The 18060-nt window shown below is 69.6% G+C and carries 14 protein-coding genes; 6 read left to right on the top strand and 8 right to left on the bottom strand.

Annotated features, from left to right (window positions below; all coding sequences use genetic code 11):
• Nucleotides 1-65 precede the first annotated feature (65 nt).
• Complete coding sequence (locus OG226_RS28860; RefSeq protein ID WP_329350476.1) at nt 66-1958, top strand: MFS transporter; 1893 nt, start codon at nt 66-68, stop codon at nt 1956-1958.
• Here the strand turns inward: OG226_RS28860 and OG226_RS28855 are convergent, their stop codons facing one another.
• Nucleotides 1959-2798: a hypothetical protein gene (locus OG226_RS28855; protein ID WP_328682496.1), complete on the bottom strand. Its 840-nt coding sequence runs from the start codon at nt 2796-2798 to the stop codon at nt 1959-1961.
• A gap of 81 nt (nt 2799-2879) precedes the next feature.
• Here OG226_RS28855 and OG226_RS28850 point away from each other — a divergent pair, with 81 nt between their 5' ends.
• Nucleotides 2880-3668 (top strand): SDR family oxidoreductase, encoded by a 789-nt coding sequence (locus OG226_RS28850; RefSeq protein ID WP_328682494.1) that lies wholly within the window; start codon nt 2880-2882, stop codon nt 3666-3668.
• A 135-nt stretch (nt 3669-3803) separates the two neighbouring features.
• Entirely contained in the window at nt 3804-5393 is a 1590-nt protein-coding gene (locus OG226_RS28845) for a sodium:solute symporter family protein (protein WP_328682492.1), read from the top strand.
• Between the two features lie 6 nt (nt 5394-5399).
• Here OG226_RS28845 and OG226_RS28840 read toward each other — a convergent pair whose 3' ends face one another.
• Entirely contained in the window at nt 5400-6521 is a 1122-nt protein-coding gene (locus tag OG226_RS28840) for an ADP-ribosylglycohydrolase family protein (protein ID WP_329350475.1), read from the bottom strand.
• Nucleotides 6522-6806: 285 nt separating this feature from the next.
• Here OG226_RS28840 and OG226_RS28835 point away from each other — a divergent pair, with 285 nt between their 5' ends.
• On the top strand, nt 6807-7295 hold the full coding sequence (locus tag OG226_RS28835) for a DUF2165 domain-containing protein (RefSeq protein WP_329350474.1): 489 nt from the start codon (nt 6807-6809) through the stop codon (nt 7293-7295).
• Here OG226_RS28835 and OG226_RS28830 read toward each other — a convergent pair.
• Complete coding sequence (locus OG226_RS28830) at nt 7288-7842, bottom strand: hypothetical protein (protein ID WP_328682487.1); 555 nt, start codon at nt 7840-7842, stop codon at nt 7288-7290. The genes OG226_RS28835 and OG226_RS28830 overlap by 8 nt on opposite strands.
• A gap of 93 nt (nt 7843-7935) precedes the next feature.
• Nucleotides 7936-10521 (bottom strand): bifunctional FO biosynthesis protein CofGH, encoded by a 2586-nt coding sequence (locus OG226_RS28825; protein WP_329350473.1) that lies wholly within the window; start codon nt 10519-10521, stop codon nt 7936-7938.
• 247 nt (nt 10522-10768) lie between these two features.
• Here OG226_RS28825 and OG226_RS28820 point away from each other — a divergent pair, with 247 nt between their 5' ends.
• On the top strand, nt 10769-12298 hold the full coding sequence (locus tag OG226_RS28820; protein ID WP_329350472.1) for a CehA/McbA family metallohydrolase: 1530 nt from the start codon (nt 10769-10771) through the stop codon (nt 12296-12298).
• A 14-nt stretch (nt 12299-12312) separates the two neighbouring features.
• Here the strand turns inward: OG226_RS28820 and OG226_RS28815 are convergent, their stop codons facing one another.
• Complete coding sequence (locus OG226_RS28815) at nt 12313-13125, bottom strand: endonuclease/exonuclease/phosphatase family protein (RefSeq protein ID WP_329350471.1); 813 nt, start codon at nt 13123-13125, stop codon at nt 12313-12315.
• Nucleotides 13126-13175: 50 nt separating this feature from the next.
• Here OG226_RS28815 and OG226_RS28810 point away from each other — a divergent pair, with 50 nt between their 5' ends.
• Nucleotides 13176-13571, top strand: coding sequence for a nitroreductase/quinone reductase family protein (locus OG226_RS28810; RefSeq protein ID WP_328682479.1), 396 nt, complete (start codon nt 13176-13178; stop codon nt 13569-13571).
• Between the two features lie 42 nt (nt 13572-13613).
• Here the strand turns inward: OG226_RS28810 and OG226_RS28805 are convergent, their stop codons facing one another.
• The 3 genes from OG226_RS28805 to OG226_RS28795 all read right to left on the bottom strand — a co-directional run bounded on the left by OG226_RS28805 (nt 13614) and on the right by OG226_RS28795 (nt 18023).
• Nucleotides 13614-15047 carry an aldehyde dehydrogenase family protein gene (locus OG226_RS28805; RefSeq protein ID WP_328682477.1) on the bottom strand — a complete coding sequence of 478 codons (1434 nt, stop codon included), beginning with the start codon at nt 15045-15047 and terminating at the stop codon, nt 13614-13616.
• A 38-nt stretch (nt 15048-15085) separates the two neighbouring features.
• Nucleotides 15086-16807, bottom strand: a complete 1722-nt coding sequence (locus tag OG226_RS28800; protein ID WP_329350470.1) for an N-acyl-D-amino-acid deacylase family protein — start codon at nt 16805-16807, stop codon at nt 15086-15088.
• Nucleotides 16808-16904: 97 nt separating this feature from the next.
• Nucleotides 16905-18023, bottom strand: a complete 1119-nt coding sequence (locus tag OG226_RS28795; RefSeq protein ID WP_328682473.1) for an LLM class flavin-dependent oxidoreductase — start codon at nt 18021-18023, stop codon at nt 16905-16907.
• Between the last annotated feature and the right edge of the window lie 37 nt (nt 18024-18060).

Genomic DNA, 18060 nt, shown 5'->3' with positions numbered 1-18060 from the left:
AACAGGCCGGGAACGGGACAGGACGCGGCCGAGAACGGAAGACGGGACACGGGGAGTGCCTTCAGGTGGCCACAGCGGAGCCGACACGTGCCGACGATGCCGATCCGGGCCCGGTAACCGGCCCGCGAATACGCGTACCCGCGCACACCGCGACAGACAGGACGGATGACGCGGCGCCGGCCGACGCCCAGCACACGGACGACGGCGGGACCCGTGAGAACAGCACGCGCCTGACGCGGTTCGTCGACCGTCTCCGCGCCCCTTTCCTCCGCCACCCGGTGATCGGCTTCACGCTCCTCTCCGGTGTCCTCCACGTCGTCTGGTTCTTCACGTTCGCGAACAGTGGGGGCGACCTCGCGGCGCAGGACGCCTGGGCGGAGTTCGTCGGCCGCCACCCGGACTCGGCGTACAACCTCGCCTGGTACGGCGGCATGCACCCGGTGTCGTACAGCGTGGTCTCGCCGTATCTGATGTCGGTGCTCGGTGTCCGTACGACGATGATGATCGCCGGGACGATCTCGGCGGGCCTGCTCACCATGATCCTGATCCGCAGCCGTTCGGTGCGGAACCCGCTGTGGGCCTCGCTCGCGGGCGTCTTCGCGCTGCTGTGCAACGCGGCGTCGGGCCGGGTGACGTACGGCCTGGGCCTGGTGTTCGGGCTCGGCGCGGTGGCCGTGGTGTTCTGCTGGCCGTACCGCTGGCGCTACAAACGCTGGGCGAAGGCCCTGTGCGCCGCCCCGCTGGCCGCGCTCGCGACCATGTCGTCGCCGGTGGCCGGACTGTTCGTGGGCCTGGTCGCCGTAGCGCTGTTCCTGCAGAAGCGACGCCCGGGTGCGTGGGCCCTCGGGCTCGCGCCCGCGGCCGTGGTGGCGGTCTCCGCCTGGCTGTTCCCGTTCTCCGGTACGCAGCCGATGCTGTTCGGCTCGATGATCCTGCCGCTCGCGTCCGGGGTGATCGTCTACTTCCTGGTGCCGCGCGCGTGGACGACCGTACGGATCACGGCGGCCGTGTACAGCATCGGCGTCATCCTCGTCTGGCTGGTCAGTTCACAGATCGGCTCGAACATCAGCCGGCTGGCGATGCTGTTCGCCGGGGTGGCCCTGATCGCCGCACTGCCCTTCGCGGTGCCGCGCTCGCGCAAGTGGTACGCGATCGCGCTGGCCTTCGTCGGCTTCAACGGGTGGATCGGCTTCAAGTCGGTCGACGACGTCATCAACACCGCCCCGGCCGCGTCCTGGTCGCACGAACTCGCGCCGCTGGTCAACGAACTACAGACCGTCGGCGCCGAGCGCGGGCGGGTCGAGGTCGTCCCGGCCGCGTCCCACATCGAGGCCTCCGCGCTGGCGCCCTACGTCAACCTGGCCCGCGGCTGGAACCGCCAGGCCGACATGGAGCGCAACCCCCTCTTCTACGACGACACCCTCAACTCGGCGAACTACCACGAGTGGCTCCAGCGCTGGGCCGTCCACTACGTCGTGCTGCCGAAGGACAAGCTGGACGGCGACGGCGGCGAGCGCGAACGGACCCTGGTCCAGCGCGGGATGCCGTATCTGAAGCAGGTCTGGGGCGACACGAACTGGCAGCTGTTCCAGGTCACCGACCCGACGCCGCTCGCCGAGCCGAACTCGGTCGTCGACCGGGCGGAGCAGGGCGAGTTGACCATCGAGGTGAAGAAGAAGGGGCGGATCCTCATCCGTATCCCGTACTCGCCGTGGCTGAGCATCGTCGACGCGAAGGGCAAGAGCCTCAAGCCCCCGCAGGAGACCGACGCGTCCAAGCACCGCGCCGAGGGCACGCCGAAGACGTTCGACAACCTCAACGGCTGCCTGATGGAGACGGAGGAGGACTCCAAGGGCGACAAGTGGACGATGTTGCTGGCGCCGAAGACGGGGACGTATCGCCTGGCGGCGCCGTACCAGTTGCCCCGGGGCACTCCCTGCCCCGATGAGCTGAAGTAGTCAGCGGAGCCGGTCCACGTACTTGTCCGTGCCCGGCACCGTCGGGATGAAGGGTGCCACCAACTCCACGCGCCCCAGGCCCGATTCGGCCACCGGCGTCTCAAGATCCGCGAAGTGCTCCTCCCAGCACTCCCGCGGATCCGCCTCCAGGAACCACAGCAACGTGAGCCGGGTGTCGACCCCCTCGACCTGCTTGACGTAGGTCATGCGGTCGCCCGGCAGTGGGGTCGGCCGGAAGACGGTCACCATGGCGGCCGGTGACCCGGCGAGGCGCTTGGGCAGCTGCCGGGAGCGGAGCCACTCCAGCAACTCGGCGCGCTGCTCCGCCGATTCACTGTCGACGACCTCCAACACCAGCCCGGCGTAGGGGTGGTCGAGGGCGTGGAAGTCCCGCGGGCCCGCCGCGCCGTCGCGGTAGACGGTCGCCTCGTGGTCCTGGAACGCGGTGAAGACGTGCGTACGGTCCTGGTACACCCGCCCATCCCGATTGAGCCGTTTGTTGATGCCGACGGTCCACTTCATGTGGTCGTCGTAGCGCCCCTCGGTGACCCAGTACGTGGAGAGGTAGCAGCCGGCGGTGACGGGCTCGGCGATGGCCGACTTCTCGGGCCGGCGCAGGAGTTGGAGGTCGCGGGTGGCGACCCAGCGGCGGCCCGAGTACATCCAGGGCATGGCCATCGCGCCGGCGTAGTAGTGGTCGTCCTCGTACCAGCGGTTGTAGGCGTACTCGTGGCCGGGACGCGGTTCGACCATGGTGATCAGCGCATGCCCCGGCCGGACTCCGTACGGTCCTACGGCGGCCAGTTCGGCGTACACGTCGCTCCGGGTTTCCTCGCTCACGTCGCTCCCCTTCCGTCCTCCGCCGGTCGCCCATACTCTGACGCCCCGTCAGATAAATCGCCAGACCCCGGGAGGGATCGGATGTCGCTGCTCGCGGGCAAGACCGTCGTCGTCTCGGGGGTCGGGGCCGGACTCGGCCACCAGGTCGCCGCCGCCGTCGTACGGGACGGGGGGAACGCCGTCCTCGGTGCGCGCACGGAGGCGAATCTCGCCAAGTCGGCCGCCGAGATCGATCCGGACGGCGCGCACACGGCGTACCGGGCGACGGACATCACGGACGAGGCGCAGTGCGAGGCGCTCGTGACGGTGGCGCGGGAACGGTTCGGACGGGTCGACGCGGTGGTCCAAGTGGCCGCGTGGGACAGCTACTTCGGCGGGGTCGAGGACGCGGACTTCGCGACCTGGCAGTCGGTGATCGACGTGAATCTGCTGGGGACGCTGAAGATGACGCGGGCCTGCCTGCCGGCACTGAAGGAGGTGGGCGGCGGCTCGGTGGTGTTCATCGGGACACAGTCGGCCGTAGCCTCCCCGTCGCAGGTGCGGCAGGCGGCGTACGCGGCGTCGAAGGGGGCGCTGACGAGCGCGATGTACTCGCTGGCACGGGAGTTGGGGCCGTACCGGATCCGGGTGAACACCGTGCTGCCGGGGTGGATGTGGGGGCCGCCGGTGGAGGCGTACGTGCAGTTCACCGCGCACACGGAGAAGGTGCCGGAGGCGGAGGTGCTGAAGCGGCTGGCCGGCCGGATGGCGCTGCCCGAACTGGCGACGGACGGGGATGTGGCGGACGCGGCGGTGTTCCTGGCGTCGGACCGGGCGCGGGCGATCACGGGTCAGTCGTTGCTGGTCAACGCCGGGGAGCTGATGCGGTGAGTTCATGTAGGTGAACACGGAACATCAATCCGAACGATTTTACTTCCCCTTGACCGTGCGCTTACTTGTCGTGCTCACGCGCGAACGCCCACGATGAGCCCCGGGCTGAACCGGCTCAATCGTGGGAGGGCGCATATGAACGGGCTCGACTGGGCCGTGCTCATCGGCTATTTCGGCGTGATGGTGGCGATCGGTGTGTGGTCGCACAAACGCGTCGACAACGTGAGCGACTTCTTCACGGCCGGCGGGAAGATGCCGTGGTGGCTGTCCGGCATCTCGCACCACATGTCGGGCTACAGCGCGGTGATGTTCACCGGCTACGCGGGCATCGCCTACACGTACGGCGTCACATCCTTCATCACCTGGTCGTTCCCGATCGCGCTGGGCATCGCCATCGGCTCCAAGCTGTTCGCGCCGCGCATCAACCGGCTGCGCTCACGGCTCCACGTGGCGTCCCCGCTGGAGTACTTGAAGAACCGCTACAACCTGAAGACCCAACAGGCGCTGGCCTGGTCCGGGATGCTGCTGAAGATCGTGGACGTGGCGGCCAAGTGGGCGGCGATCGCGACCCTGTTGTCGGTGTTCACAGGTGTGTCCCTGAACCAGGGCATCCTCATCACCGGTGCGATCACGGCCGTCTACTGCACGATCGGCGGCCTGTGGGCGGACGCGCTGACCGAACTCGGCCAGTTCGTCATCCAGTTGCTCGCCGGCGTCTCCATGTTCGTGGCCGTCGTACTGAAGTTGCACGACAAGGGCATCGGATTCCTCGGCGCCTGGGACGAACCCGCGCTCCAGGGCCACGGCAAACCGCTCGTCGGCCCCTACGGCACGGTGTTCCTCCTCGCGTTCCTCTTCATCAAGCTCTTCGAGTACAACGGCGGCATGCTCAACCAGGCCCAGCGCTACATGGCCACCAAGAGCCCCCACGAGGCCGAGCGTTCGGCCCGCCTGTCGGCGGCGCTGTGGCTGATCTGGCCGACGGTCCTCTTCTTCCCCATGTGGATGTCCCCGCTCCTGGTCCACGCGCAGAAGCCGGACGGCTCCGACTCCTACGGCCTGATGACCGAACAGCTGCTGCCACACGGCCTGTTGGGCCTGGTGGTCGTCGGCTTCTTCTCGCACACGATGGCGATGTGCTCCTCCGACGCGAACGCGATCGCGGCCGTCTTCACGCGGGACGTGGCACCGGTCGTATCCGCCAAGGCCCGCGCGTGGGACGACCGTTCGGGGCTCATCGCGGCCCGCGTGACGACGGTCGTCTTCCTCGGCCTGTCGATGTCGGTGGCGACACAGATCAACTCGCCCACGTTCAAGGACATCATCACGGTCGTCATCAAGTGGGTCGCCGGTCTGATGGGCCCGATCGCGATCCCGATGATGCTGGGTCTGCTCCGCCCGTTCCGCAAGTCCGGTCCTACGGCGGCACTGACGAGCTGGGCGGCCGGCCTGTTCGCCTTCTGGCTGGTCAACTACCCGATCAACTGGGAGGTGGACGGCGGGGTCCCGCTCCAGTACCAGGTGTCGATCCCGCTCGCGGTCTCCCTGGTCCTCTACATCCTCATCGGCTACGTGAAGCCCGAGGACACGCCTGAACGGGACGCGCTGATCGAGAAGATCAACGGGGGCGGGGACGACGACGGCGAGGCAGCCGCTGTGGCGGTACCGGCACAGGCGGGTACGCAGGCGGGTGCGGACGACGACGTGGTGGGCAGCCAGTCGTAGCTACGGCTACGCGCCTCTCGGGTATCTGGCGATCCACCCCGGGGCGGACCCGGCGGGCCCGTGCAACGCGGGCCCCTGGGTCATCTCCACCGCGAAGTCGTCGGCGAGCACAAGCAACGTGGGACGGCCCTCCAACTCGGCCAGCCAGGCCGGCGGGAGGGCCGTCTCGCCGTGCAACGCCCCGAGCAGACCACCGGTGAGCGCCCCGGCGGTACCGGAGGGCCCACCGTGGTTCACGGCCAGACACAGCCCATGCCGTACGTCCTCGCCGACCAGCGCGCAGTAGACAGCTCCCGCGAGCACCCCGTCCGCGTTCCCCTCCCCCACGAGTTCCTCGACCCGCGCGGAGGTGGGCATCCCCTGCCGTACGGCGCCGAGGGCGCGCTGGAGGGCGACGGAGACGGGTTGATGCCCGGATCTGGCGGCAAGCAGGCCGAGCGCCCGTTGCACGGCGGCGTCGAGACTCTCCCCGCGGGCGAGTCCATGCACGATGACGGCGTAGGCGCCGGCGGAGAGATACCCGACGGGATGCCCATGAGTCTGAGCGGCACACTCCACGGCGAGCTGCATCACCAGCTGAGGCTCCCACCCCACGAGCAACCCGAAAGGCGCGGAACGAGCGGCGGCTTCCCCTCCCACCTCGCCAGGATTCTTGGGCGCGTCGAGCGTCCCCATCCGCTCATCCCCAAACCCCAGCAAACAGGCCCGAGTTGGATCGCGCCGCGCATAGAGCCACTCCTCGCGCGCAAGCCATCCATCCTCCTTACGACGCTCGTCGGGCCCCCAGTCATGCTGGGTCGCGGCCCACCGCAAGTAAGCCCGATGCAGATCGGTGGGCGGATGCCAGGCCCCGGTATCGCGCCGCACCTGAGCGCGGATCAGCCCATCGACGGTGAACAGACTGAGCTGCGTGAGATGAGTGACGGCCCCCCGCCGCCCGTACCCGAAGACGAGATCCACGACGCCCTCAGCGCCGTAGGCCTCCCGGATCTCGTCCCCCGCCAACAGATCCACAGGCGCACCGAGCGCGTCCCCCACGGCGGCCCCGAGCACCGTCCCCCGCACCCGACTCCGAAAATCCTGCTGCTCCACCCGACCCCAGACGGCCGCGGTCGCCGTACTCACCAAGGCCTCCTCGGAGCTCCGTCGTACGTACGAGTCAGTTCAGCACTGTAATCGAACGGGGACGGTGGGTTGAGGGGGTGGATAGAGGTGAATCGACACGCGGCGTCGGGCCGGGCGGCCAGGCATGCATTCCCTTGCCTGTACCGCGTTCCCGGGCGGGGAGGTGGGTCGGGGAATTGTGACACTTCCGCCAGAACTGTCACACTTCCGCGGACCGGGTGCCCCAGGAAGAGGCGCTCGGGTCCGTCGCGTCAGTCCCACCCACTCACCGTTGGCCGCTGAGCCGGCATGGGCCTCACCGCGGCACAGCTCGCCGCCACCCTGCTCACCGCCACCGTCGCCCTCTACATCGCCCTCGTCGCCTTCGGGAACATCACCGACTTCGGGACCAACCAGCAGTTCGTGCGGCATGTGTTGGCCATGGACACGACGTTCAAGGACGACGATCTGATGTGGCGGGCGGTGACCAGCAAGGGGCCGCAGGACGCGGCCTATGTGGTGATCATCGCGTGGGAGACGCTTGCCGCGCTTGTGCTCGGCTGTGGGACCTGGCTGTGGGTCCGGCGGGACGACGAGCGGGCGCGGGGGTTCTCCACCTACGGGCTGCTCATGCTCATGGTGTTGTTCGGGGCCGGGTTCATCGCGGTCGGCGGTGAGTGGTTCTCGATGTGGCAGTCGAAGGACTGGAACGGGCTGGAGGCCGCGACCCGGGTGTTCCTGCTGAGCGGGGTCGTGCTGCTCGTCGTGCAGCTCCCGGCCAGGAGTTCCGCTACTTGACCACGATCACCTTCGTGCTCGTCGTCCCGAACGCCCACAGCGCCGCCCCGTCGGCCTTGCCCATGCGGACGCCGCCCGTCTCCTTGCCCGCCGCCGGCGGGGGCGAGGAACCGTCCACCGCGTTGGAGAAGGCGATGTTGAGGCCGGACTTGGTGGCGAAGTAGACGATGTTCTCGATCTGGACGCCGTCGGAACCCGTCGTGGCGTCCTTGCGGACCGACACGGTGTATTTGCCGGGGTCGGGGCTCACCGTGCCCGGCCAGACCGCGAACGTACGGCCCGCCTTGTCGCTCGCGTCGACCAGCCAGACCCGTTTCTGGCCGACGGCGTAGACGATGCGCCGCCCGGTACCGGAGGAGGCCGGTACCGCGGCGGCGGCCGTCGCGTGCGGCTTCGGGGACGTGGACGCGTGCGCGGACGCCGAGGCGCTCGGGCGGGCAGCGGACGCCTTCGGGTGCGGGCCCTTGTTGGCCTGGACGGCCAGGACCGTGACCGCGGCGATCGCTCCCACCGTCAGACCGGTCACCCAGACCTTGGAGGCAGGCACGGGCACGCATCTCCTCAGCTACTCACAGCCCCCACATCCCGATCGAACAGGGGTCGGATCATCGTACCGGCCCCCGTCCGGCCCTCCTCCCGCTCAGTCCAGCACCGGCAGCAGCTCCGGCAGGTGTCCGTCCGAGACGGAAGCGGTCCGCTGCCGCTCCTCCGACACCTCGCCGTAGAGGGTGGTGCGCGGCTTCGCCGGGCGGCCCGCCAGCTCCGCTACGGCGACCAGGTCCCGTACCGACTTGTACGAGCCGTACGACGAACCCGCCATCCGCGAGATCGTCTCCTCCATCAACGTGCCGCCGAGGTCGTTCGCCCCGGAACGCAGCATCTCCGCCGCGCCCTCCGAGCCCAACTTCACCCAGCTCGTCTGGATGTTGGGGATGTGAGGGTGGAGGAGCAGCCTCGCCATCGCCACCACCGCCCTGTTGTCCCTCATCGTCGGACCCGGGCGGGCGATCCCCGCCAAGTACACCGGCGCGTTGGTGTGGATGAACGGCAGCGTCACGAACTCCGTGAAACCGCCCGTGCGTTGCTGGACGGACGCCAGGGTCCGGAGGTGGCCCAGCCAGTGTCTCGGCTGGTCGACGTGGCCGTACATCATCGTCGACGACGAACGGATGCCCAACTCGTGAGCCGTCGTGACCACTTCGATCCATGTCGCCGTCGGCAGCTTGCCCTTCGTCAGGACCCAGCGGACCTCGTCGTCGAGGATCTCCGCCGCCGTGCCGGGGATCGTGTCGAGGCCCGCCTCCTTCGCCGCCGTCAGCCACTCGCGGATGGAGAGGCCCGTGCGCGTCGCGCCGTTCACCACCTCCATGGGGGAGAACGCGTGGACGTGCATGCCGGGGACGCGTTCCTTGACCGCCTTCGCGATGTCGAAGTACGCCGTGCCGGGCAGGTCGGGATGGATACCGCCCTGCATGCAGACCTCGACCGCCCCGAGTTCCCAGGCCTGTTGGGCCCGGTCCGCCACCTGGTCCAGGGAGAGTGTGTACGCGTCCGCGTCCGTACGGCGCTGCGCGAAGGCGCAGAAACGGCAGCCCGTGTAGCAGACGTTGGTGAAGTTGATGTTCCGCGTGACGATGTACGTCACCTCGTCGCCGACCACCGACTTCCGTACGTCGTCCGCGATCCGCGTCAGCGCGTCCAGCGCCGGGCCGTCCGCGTGCAGCAGCGCGAGGGCCTCCGCGTCGGTGAGCTTCGTCGGGTCGTCGGCGGCCGTCGCCAGGGCCTGCCGTACGTCCGTGTCGATGCGCTCGGGGACCATGCCGGGTGCCGCCGCCTCGCGCAGGGCGCCCCAGTCGCCGTAGACCTCGTCGAAGTCGTCGCGGCGGTCGGACGTACGGCCCTCCGTGTCGATCGTCGTGTGGAGGTCCGTGCGGCCGGACGACACGAACGCCTCCTCCGGTTCCTGCCACGGGTGGCCCTCGACCACCGCGTCCTCACGGGCCAGGCCCGTCTCCGGGTCCGCCAGTGCCCGTACGTGCGGCAGCAGGCGCGGGTCCAGCCAGGGTTCGCCGCGGCCCACGAACTCCGGGTAGACGCAGAGGCGTTCGCGCAGTTCGAAGCCCGCCTCCGCCGACTGTTCGCGCAGCAACTCGATCTGGGGCCAGGGGCGTTCGGGGTTCACGTGGTCGATGGTGAGCGGGGAGACCCCGCCCCAGTCGTCGATGCCCGCGCCGATCAGGCGCTTGTACTCCGAGTCGACCAGGTTGGGCGGGGCCTGGATGCAGGCCGCCGGGCCCATGATGTGCCGGGCCACCGCGACCGTCGCCACCAGCTCGTCCAGTTCCGCGTCCGGCATGCCGCGCATCGCCGTGTCCGGCTTGGCGCGGAAGTTCTGGATGATCAGTTCCTGGATGCCGTGGTAGGAGCGGGAGACCTTGCGGAGCGCGAAGAGGGAGTCCGCGCGCTCCTCGTACGTCTCGCCGATGCCGATCAGGATGCCGGACGTGAAGGGGACGGATGAACGGCCCGCGTCCTCCAACACCCTTAGGCGTACGGCCGGTTCCTTGTCCGGGGAGCCGTAGTGCGGGCCGCCCGGCTCGGACCAGAGCCTCGCAGCTGTCGTTTCGAGCATCATGCCCATGCTCGGTGCCACCGGCTTCAGGCGCTGGAAGTCCGTCCAGGTCATCACCCCGGGGTTGAGGTGCGGGAGCAGGCCCGTCTCCTCCAGGATGCGGATGGAGATGGCGCGGACGTACGCGATCGTGTCGTCGTAGCCGTGCGCGTCGAGCCACTCGCGCGCCTCCGGCCAGCGGTCCTCGGGCTTGTCGCCGAGCGTGATCAGGGCTTCCTTGCAGCCGAGTTCGGCGCCTCGGCGGGCGATGTCGAGGACCTCGTCCGGGGACATGAACATCCCGTGGCCGGCCCGGCGGAGCTTGCCGGGGACGGTGACGAAGGTGCAGTAGTGGCACTTGTCGCGGCAGAGGCGGGTGAGGGGGATGAAGACGCTCTTCGAGTACGTGATCACGCCGGGGCGGCCGGCCGTTTCCAGGCCCGCGTCGCGCACCCGGGCGGCGGACGCGGTGAGGTCGTCGAGGGCCTCGCCGCGCGCCTGGAGCAGCACCGCCGCTTCCGTGACGTCGAGGGCCACGCCGTCACGGGCGCGTTTGAGGGCGCGACGCATGGAGTTCTCGGTCGGGCCGGTTCCGGAGCTCGCGGGAGTCGTCATCCTTCGAGCATACGATCGGCCTGATCAGGCCAAAGAGGGGCGCCCGATTCATCCCGCCGCCGAGTTCGTTACACGGTGTAACGGGCCGCGGCGGCGCGTTCTCCCGCCGGGTCCGCCGTCGTTCTCCGGACAGGTGTCGATTTCCTTCCCTTGCACGGGAGTTCACAGCCGACTACCAGAGTCGTAGCAGTCCTGCGAGTCACTCCTGCACGATCCCTGTCACTCACGACACCCCGGGAGCAGCGGCATGTGCGACGACGATCACGGAAACGGCCTGAACCGACGTGCGCTGATCGTGACGGGCGCCACCGCCGCGCTTACGTTGGGAAGCGTGACCTTCGCGAGCGGTGCGGCGACCCCGGCAAGCGGTGCCCAGGAGACGCGGACGGTACGGGGCACGCTCCCGACCGGTTCGCCCGACTATGTGTACGTGCCCGTCGAGGTCCCCACGGGGGTCGCCGAGATCAAGGTGGCCTACACGTACGACAGACCGTCCGTCCCGGCCGGCACCCAGGGCAACGCGCTCGACATCGGCGTCTTCGACCAGCACGGCACGGACCTGGGCGGCAGGGGTTTCCGGGGCTGGTCGGGCGGCGCCCGCACGGAGTTCTTCATCCGCGTGGACGACGCGACGCCCGGTTACCTCCCCGGCCCGGTGCGCGCCGGCACCTGGCACGTCGCGCTGGGCCCGTACACCGTCTCCCCGCAGGGGCTGTCGTACGAGCTCACGATCACGCTCACCTACGGCGAACCGGGCGTCGCGCCGCGGCCGGTGTATCCGCCGGAGCGGGCGAAGGGGCGCGGGCGGGCCTGGTACCGGGGCGACTGCCACCTGCACTCCTGGTACTCCGACGGACGCCGCACCCCGGCCGAGATCGCGGCGCTGGCGCGGGCGGCGGGCCTGGACTTCATCAACTCGTCGGACCACAACACCCAGTCCTCACACCCCCATTGGGCCCCGGAGGCGCGCGACGACCTGCTCATCATGCTCGGCGAGGAGGTCACCACGCGTAACGGTCACGTGGTCGCCCTCGGCACCGAACCCGGCACCTTCGTCGACTGGCGTTACCGGGCGCGCGACAACCGCTTCGGAAAGTTCGCCCGCGAGATCCGGCGGGCCGGCGGTCTGGTCGTCCCCGCCCACCCGCACGCCACCTGCATCGGCTGCGCCTGGAAGTTCGGCTTCGGCGAGGCGGACGCCGTCGAGGTGTGGAACGGCCCCTACACGCCGGACGACGAGATCGCCCTGGCCTCCTGGGACGCGACCCTGGTGGCATCCGTACGGGAGAACCGGGAGTGGCTCCCGGCGATGGGCAACAGCGACGCCCACCGCGACCCCGACGCGATCGGCCTGCCCCAAACCGTCGTCCTGGCCGACGACCTGACGCGGGAGGCGATCCAGGACGGCCTCCGCGCGGGGCGTTCGTACGTCTCCGAGTCCAAGAACCTCTCCCTCACCTTCACCGCGTCCGGCGGCCGGGCCCAACACGCGGGAATCGGCGCGCGGTTGAGGGTGGATGCGGACACCCCGGTCACGCTACGGCTGGAAGCCACCGGCGCCCCGCGCTGCACCGTCCGCTTCGTGACCGACCAGGGGGTGCTGTTCACCAGCGATCCGCTGCCGGTGGGTGGGGCGGGGGTGGTCGAGTGGAGTACGACGGCTGCCTACGCGGCGTACGTACGGGCCGAGTTGAGGCACGAGACGGCGGCGGGGGCGGTACCGGGGGCGCTGGCGGCGTTCACGAACCCGATCTTCCTGGGCGGAGCCAAGCGGTGAACCAGGCCCTGCCGTCAGTCACTCAGGTCCACGACAACGGCCGCGTGGTCGGTCGGCCACACCCCGTCGACCGGCCCGTCTCCTGCCCGCCGTACGCCCCGCACATGCCCGGTCCCGCCCTTCCCGGTCGGTTCGACGAAGACGTAGTCGACGCGCACGCTGGGCCCGAACGTGCCCGCCACGTAGGGATTCGCAAGGTCCCAGGTAGCTGAGGGCGTCCCCGGCTCGGCGAAGTCCCAGGCGTCGATGAGGACTTGACCGCCCACGGCCGGTGCGGTCCGGTACCCCCCGAAGAGCCGCACCTCGTCCGAGTCCGGCCAGGCGTTGAAGTCACCGGTGACGACGGCCGGGAAGGGCCCGTCGCCACGGTGGCCAGCGACGAACTCCGCGAGGGCGGTGACCTGTTGGCACCGTACGGCCGAGGCGTCGGTGGCGGAGGAGAGGTGGGCGGTGAAGAAGGGGACGCGGTACCCCGGCGCGTCCAGCCCCGCGTAGAGCGCGAGCCGACCGCCGTCACCGTCCCCGGGCGGCAACGGCAGCACGGCCCGCTCGGCGACGGGCCAACGGCTGAGGACGGCGTTGCCGATCCCGACGGTGGGATCGCCGAGTCGGCGCTGCCAGAACCCGGGGTCGTGGGAGGCTCCCCAGGTCCAGTGCATCCCGAGTTCCGAGGCGAGCCACCCGGCGAGGTTCACACCTTCGGCATCCCACACCTCCTGCAACCCGACGACATCGGGCCGCAGTTCACGCAACACGGCGAGAATCGCCTTCTGCCGGGCCTCCCAGGGCCCGTACCGCCACCACAGGTTCCACGTCACGACGCGCACGGGATCATTGAAGTCCACGCCCCGTCCGAGCAACAGGAGATCCGAGAAAGATGCCGACGCCGAACCCCGAGGCCAAGTACCGCACCATCAGCCGGATCCAACGCGTGCTGAACTCGGTCACCCGCCACCTCCCCACCCAGACCGTCCTGGAGACCACCGGCCGGGTCTCCGGTCAACCGCGCCGCACCCCGCTCGGCGGCCGTCGCGTCGGCGACACGTTCTGGCTGGTATCGGAGTTCGGCGAGCTCTCCCAGTACGTCCGCAACATCAAGGCGAACCCGAAGGTCCGGGTCCGCATCCTGGGCCGCTGGCACACCGGCACGGCCCATCTCCTCCCCGACGACGACCCCCGGGCCCGCCTGCGCACTCTCCCCCGCTTCAACAGCGCGGCGGTGAAGGCGATGGGGTCGAGTCTGTTGACGGTGCGGGTGGATCTGGACAAGTGACCGGGGGCGGGGGATGTGGCCCGGCGGACGGGGGGCTCGGCATCACCCCGGCCACACGATCGCCTGCACCTCGCTGTACGCGTGCAGCGCGTACGACCCCACGTCCCGGCCGACCCCGCTCTTCTTGAAGCCCCCGAACGGTGCCTCCATGTTGCGCCCCACGGTGTTGACCCCGACCCCGCCGGCCCGCAGCAGCCGGGCGACGCGGAAGGCGCGGGCCACGTCCCCCGACCAGACGTAGTCGATGAGGCCGTAGTCGCTGTCGTTGGCGAGGGTGATTCCCTCCTCCTCGTCGTCGAAGGGGACGACCACGACGACCGGGCCGAAGATCTCCTCGCGGACGACCCGCATCTCGGGGCCGCAGTCGGCGAGGACGGTGGGGGCGACGAGGAACCCCGGTCCGTCGGAGGGGCGTTCGCCGCCCGCGACGACCACCGCGCCCTCCTTGCGGCCCAGTTCGACGTACGACTCGACGCGCTCCCGGTGTGCCGCCGAGATCACCGGCCCGACGACCGTGTCCGGCGAGCGCGGATCGCCGACCTTCAACGCCCGGGCATAACCGGCCAGTTGCTCCACGACCCGTTCGTACACACCCCGCTGCGCCAGCACCCGCGTGGGCGCCGTACAGATCTGCCCACTGTAGAAGGAGAACGTCGTACCGATCCCGGACACGGCGGCCGACACATCCGCGTCGTCGAAGACGACCGCCGCGCCCTTCCCGCCCAGCTCCATCAGCTGCCGCTTCATGCCCCGCCCGCACACCTCGGCGATCCGCTGCCCGACGGCCGTGGAACCGGTGAAGCTGACCATGTCGACGTCACCGGACTCGACCGCGGCCTCGCCCACCTCCACCGACTGCCCGTTGACGACGTTCACGACCCCGCGCGGCACCCCGGCCGCCTCCAGCGCCTCCGCCATCCGGTAGACGGACAGCGGGTCCTGCGGGGCCGGTTTCACGACGACCGTGTTGCCCATGGCGAGGGCGGGGGCGATCTTCCCGGCGGGGTTGGCCCAGGGGTTGTTGTACGACGTGACGCAGGTGACGACACCGACCGGCTGCCGCACGGCGATCGCGCCCATGACAGCCGCCCGCCCGAACGGCCCCGCCTCGTTGACCTGCGGCGCGATCGCCCACTCGGCCGGCTCCACGGTCGCGTACCGGCGGAACCGGGCCGCGGCGACGCCCACTTGCATGGCCCGCGCGGTCCCGGTCGTGGCGCCGGTCTCCGCCTGGGCGAGCTCGGCGTACGGCACGAGCCCGCGACGGATGATGTCCGCCGCCCGCCCGAGAATCGCCGCCCGCTCCTCGGCCGGCGTACGCGACCACGGCCCGAACGCCTCCCGCGCCGCGGCGGCAGCGGCGAACACCTGCCCCCGCGAGGCCTCCGGCGCCCACCCCACGGTCTCCTCGGTAGCCGGATCGACCACGGCGTAGTACCCACCGTCCGGCTCGACCCACTCACCCCCGACGAACAACCTCTGACCGTCCGCGACTTGAGAACCGACTCGGGAACTCACTTCGTGCTCACCGTCCTGGTGTCCCGCCCCGACCGCAGCACCCGCCCCGGCACGTTCCCGCTCACCACGTCGCCCCGGATGGCCTCAACTCCGTTGACCCACACGGCCGTTATGCCGATCGCCGTGGAGTCCAGACGCGGACTGTCGCCCGGCAGGTCGTGCACCAGGGTGGCCTTGCCGGCGTCGATCCGCTCCGGGTCGAAGAGCACCAGGTCCGCATGCCACCCCTCCCGCACCTGCCCCCGCTCCCGCAGCCCGAACAACCGAGCCGGATCATCGGTGAGCATCTTCACGGCCTGCTCCAGCCCCACCAGCTTCCGCCCCCGGACACAGTCCCCGATGAACCGGGTCGTGTACGGCGCCCCGCACATCCGGTCCAGATGTGCCCCGGCATCGGACCCACCGAGCAGCACGTCCTCGTGCTGCCAGGTCTCGGCACGCAGCGCCCAGGAGGCGGGATCGTTGTCGGAGGGCATGGGCCACAGAACCGTACGGAGTTGATCAGCGCCGCAGATCTCGACCAGACACTCGAAGGGCTCCTGACCACGCTCGGCGGCGATGTCGTTGACCACCCGCCCGGTGAGCCCCTCGTTGGCCGCGCTGTACGTGTCCCCGATCACATACCGCCCGAAGTTCGCGAGCCGCCGGAAGACGCCCGCTTCCTTGGAGCTGGCGTTCCGCAGCATCTCGGCGCGTACGTCCGGTTCCCGCAGCTTGGCGATCCGCTCGGGCACGGGCAGGCTCAGGATCGGTCCCCACCCGGGTATCAGGTTCAGCGCGCAGAAGGTGCCCAGCGACATGTTCATCGGCGTGAGGATCGGCATGGTCAGCGCGACGACCCGCCCCCCGGCCTTCCGAGCCCGCTCACTGGCGAACAGCTGCCGGGGCACGCGCTCGGGCACGGCGGCGTCGATGGTCAGCACGTTCCAGTTCAACGGCCGCCCGGCCGCCGCGCTCATCTCGACGAACAGATCGATCTCCGCGTCACTGAACTGATCCAGACAGCCGGCGACGATCGCCTCGATCTGTGTCCCCTCGTGCTCCCCAACCGCCTTGGACAGCGCGATGAGTTCGGCGGGAAGCGCGTGCCGGGAGGCGACCGGCTTCCCGTCACCGTCCGAGTGGGTGGAGGACTGGGTGGTGGAGAAACCCCAGGCACCCGCGTCCATGGCCTCGTGCAACAGCCGCACGATGGCTGCAAGTTGCTCCTCAGTGGGCTGCCCACCCACGGCGTCCGCCCCCATCACATACCGGCGCAGCGCACAATGCCCCACCATGAACCCGGCGTTGACGGCGATCCGCCCTTCGAGCGCGTCCAGGTACTCCCCGAACCCACGCCAGCTCCAGGGCGCCCCCTCCTCCAGCGCGACCAGCGACATCCCCTCGACCTTGGACATCATCCGCCGCGTGTAATCGGCGTCCGCCGGCATCAGCGGCGCGAGCGTGAACCCACAGTTCCCGGCGGCGACCGTAGTCACCCCGTGATTGAGGGAGGGCGTGGCATACGGATCCCAGAAGAGCTGGGCGTCGTAGTGGGTATGGGGGTCGACGAACCCAGGCGCGAGGAAGAGGCCGTGCGCGTCCTCGACGGTACGGGCCTCCTCGGTGATCGTGCCGATCGCGGCGATACGACCGCCGCGTATACCGACGTCGGCAATGAAGCCGGGCGCCCCCGTCCCGTCGACGACGGTCGCGCCCTTGATGACGTGATCGAGCATGAGCCTTGCCTCCTTGGACTCCGGGGGCGCGGCCCTGCCCAGGGGCGCGGGGAACTGCGCGACCAGCCCCCACGCACCCGCACCCCGCAACGAACCCTCAAGCCGCCTGACGGAACCGCGTGGTCCGGTGAACAGGATCCGTGTCGATCTTCGGAACCACGTGCTCCCCGATCAACCGAATCGTCTGCAACGTCTCCTCCTTGGGCACCCCCACCGGCAACCCGAAGCTCAACTGATCAGCCCCGGCCTGCTCCCACCGCTTGCACTGGGTGAGCACCTCATCCGGATCCCCACAGATCAACAGCTCCTCCTCCACGAGGAGTTCGACGAACTCCGGCGTGTACTCGGGCAGCGTCTCCGGCCACACCGGGAACCCCTCGGGCCGAGGGAACGTGTCGTGGTACCGGAACACCAGCGAGGGCAGATAGTGCAGCCCCCCACTCGTGGCGATCCGGATCGCCTCGTCATGGGTCGGCGCGCAGATCGCCGTCGTGGTCACCATGACGTTGTCGTTGACGAACGCCCCGACCGGCTCGGCGTTCACGATCGCCGTCTTGTACTGCTCCAGCACCCACTCCATGTCGGACACCTTCTGGATGCTGAACCCGAGCACCCCCAGCCCCTTGCGCGCGGCCATGGCGTACGAGGGAGGCGACCCGGCGGCGTACCACATCGCGGGGTGCGCCTTCCCGTACGGCTTGGGGAGGATCTTCCGCGGCGGCAGCTGCCAGTGCTTGCCCTGGAAGCCGACGTACTCGTCCTGGAGCCACATCTTGGGGAACTCGGCGATGGTCTCTTCCCAGATCTCCTTGGTGTAGTTCATGTCGGTCACCCCCGGAATGAACCCGAGGATCTCGTGCGACCCGGCACCCCGCCCGCTCCCGAACTCGAAGCGGTTGTTGGAGAGATGGTCGAGCATGGCGACCTTCTCGGCGACCTTCACCGGATGGTTGACCTGGGCGAGGGGGTTGAAGATGCCCGAGCCGAGGTGGATGCGTTCGGTGGCGTGGGCGAGGTAGCCGAGGTAGACGTCGTTGGCCGAGAGGTGCGAGTACTCCTCCAGGAAGTGGTGCTCGGACGCCCAGGCGTACTTGAAGCCGGACTTGTCCGCCTGGATGACGTACTCGGTCTCCTCCATCAGCGCCTTGTGCTCGGCCAGCGGGTCGGTCTCGGCACGCTTGCCCACGTATCCCTGTACAAAGAGCCCGAATTCCAAGGAGGTTCACCGTCCCAGTCCAGATGGTTCCTATGAG

The sequence above is a fragment of the Streptomyces sp. NBC_01261 genome (genome assembly GCF_036226385.1).
Lineage (GTDB): Bacteria > Actinomycetota > Actinomycetes > Streptomycetales > Streptomycetaceae > Streptomyces.
The sequence above is the reverse complement of the archived record's forward strand: the minus strand, read 5'-3'. Positions and strand labels throughout refer to the sequence as shown.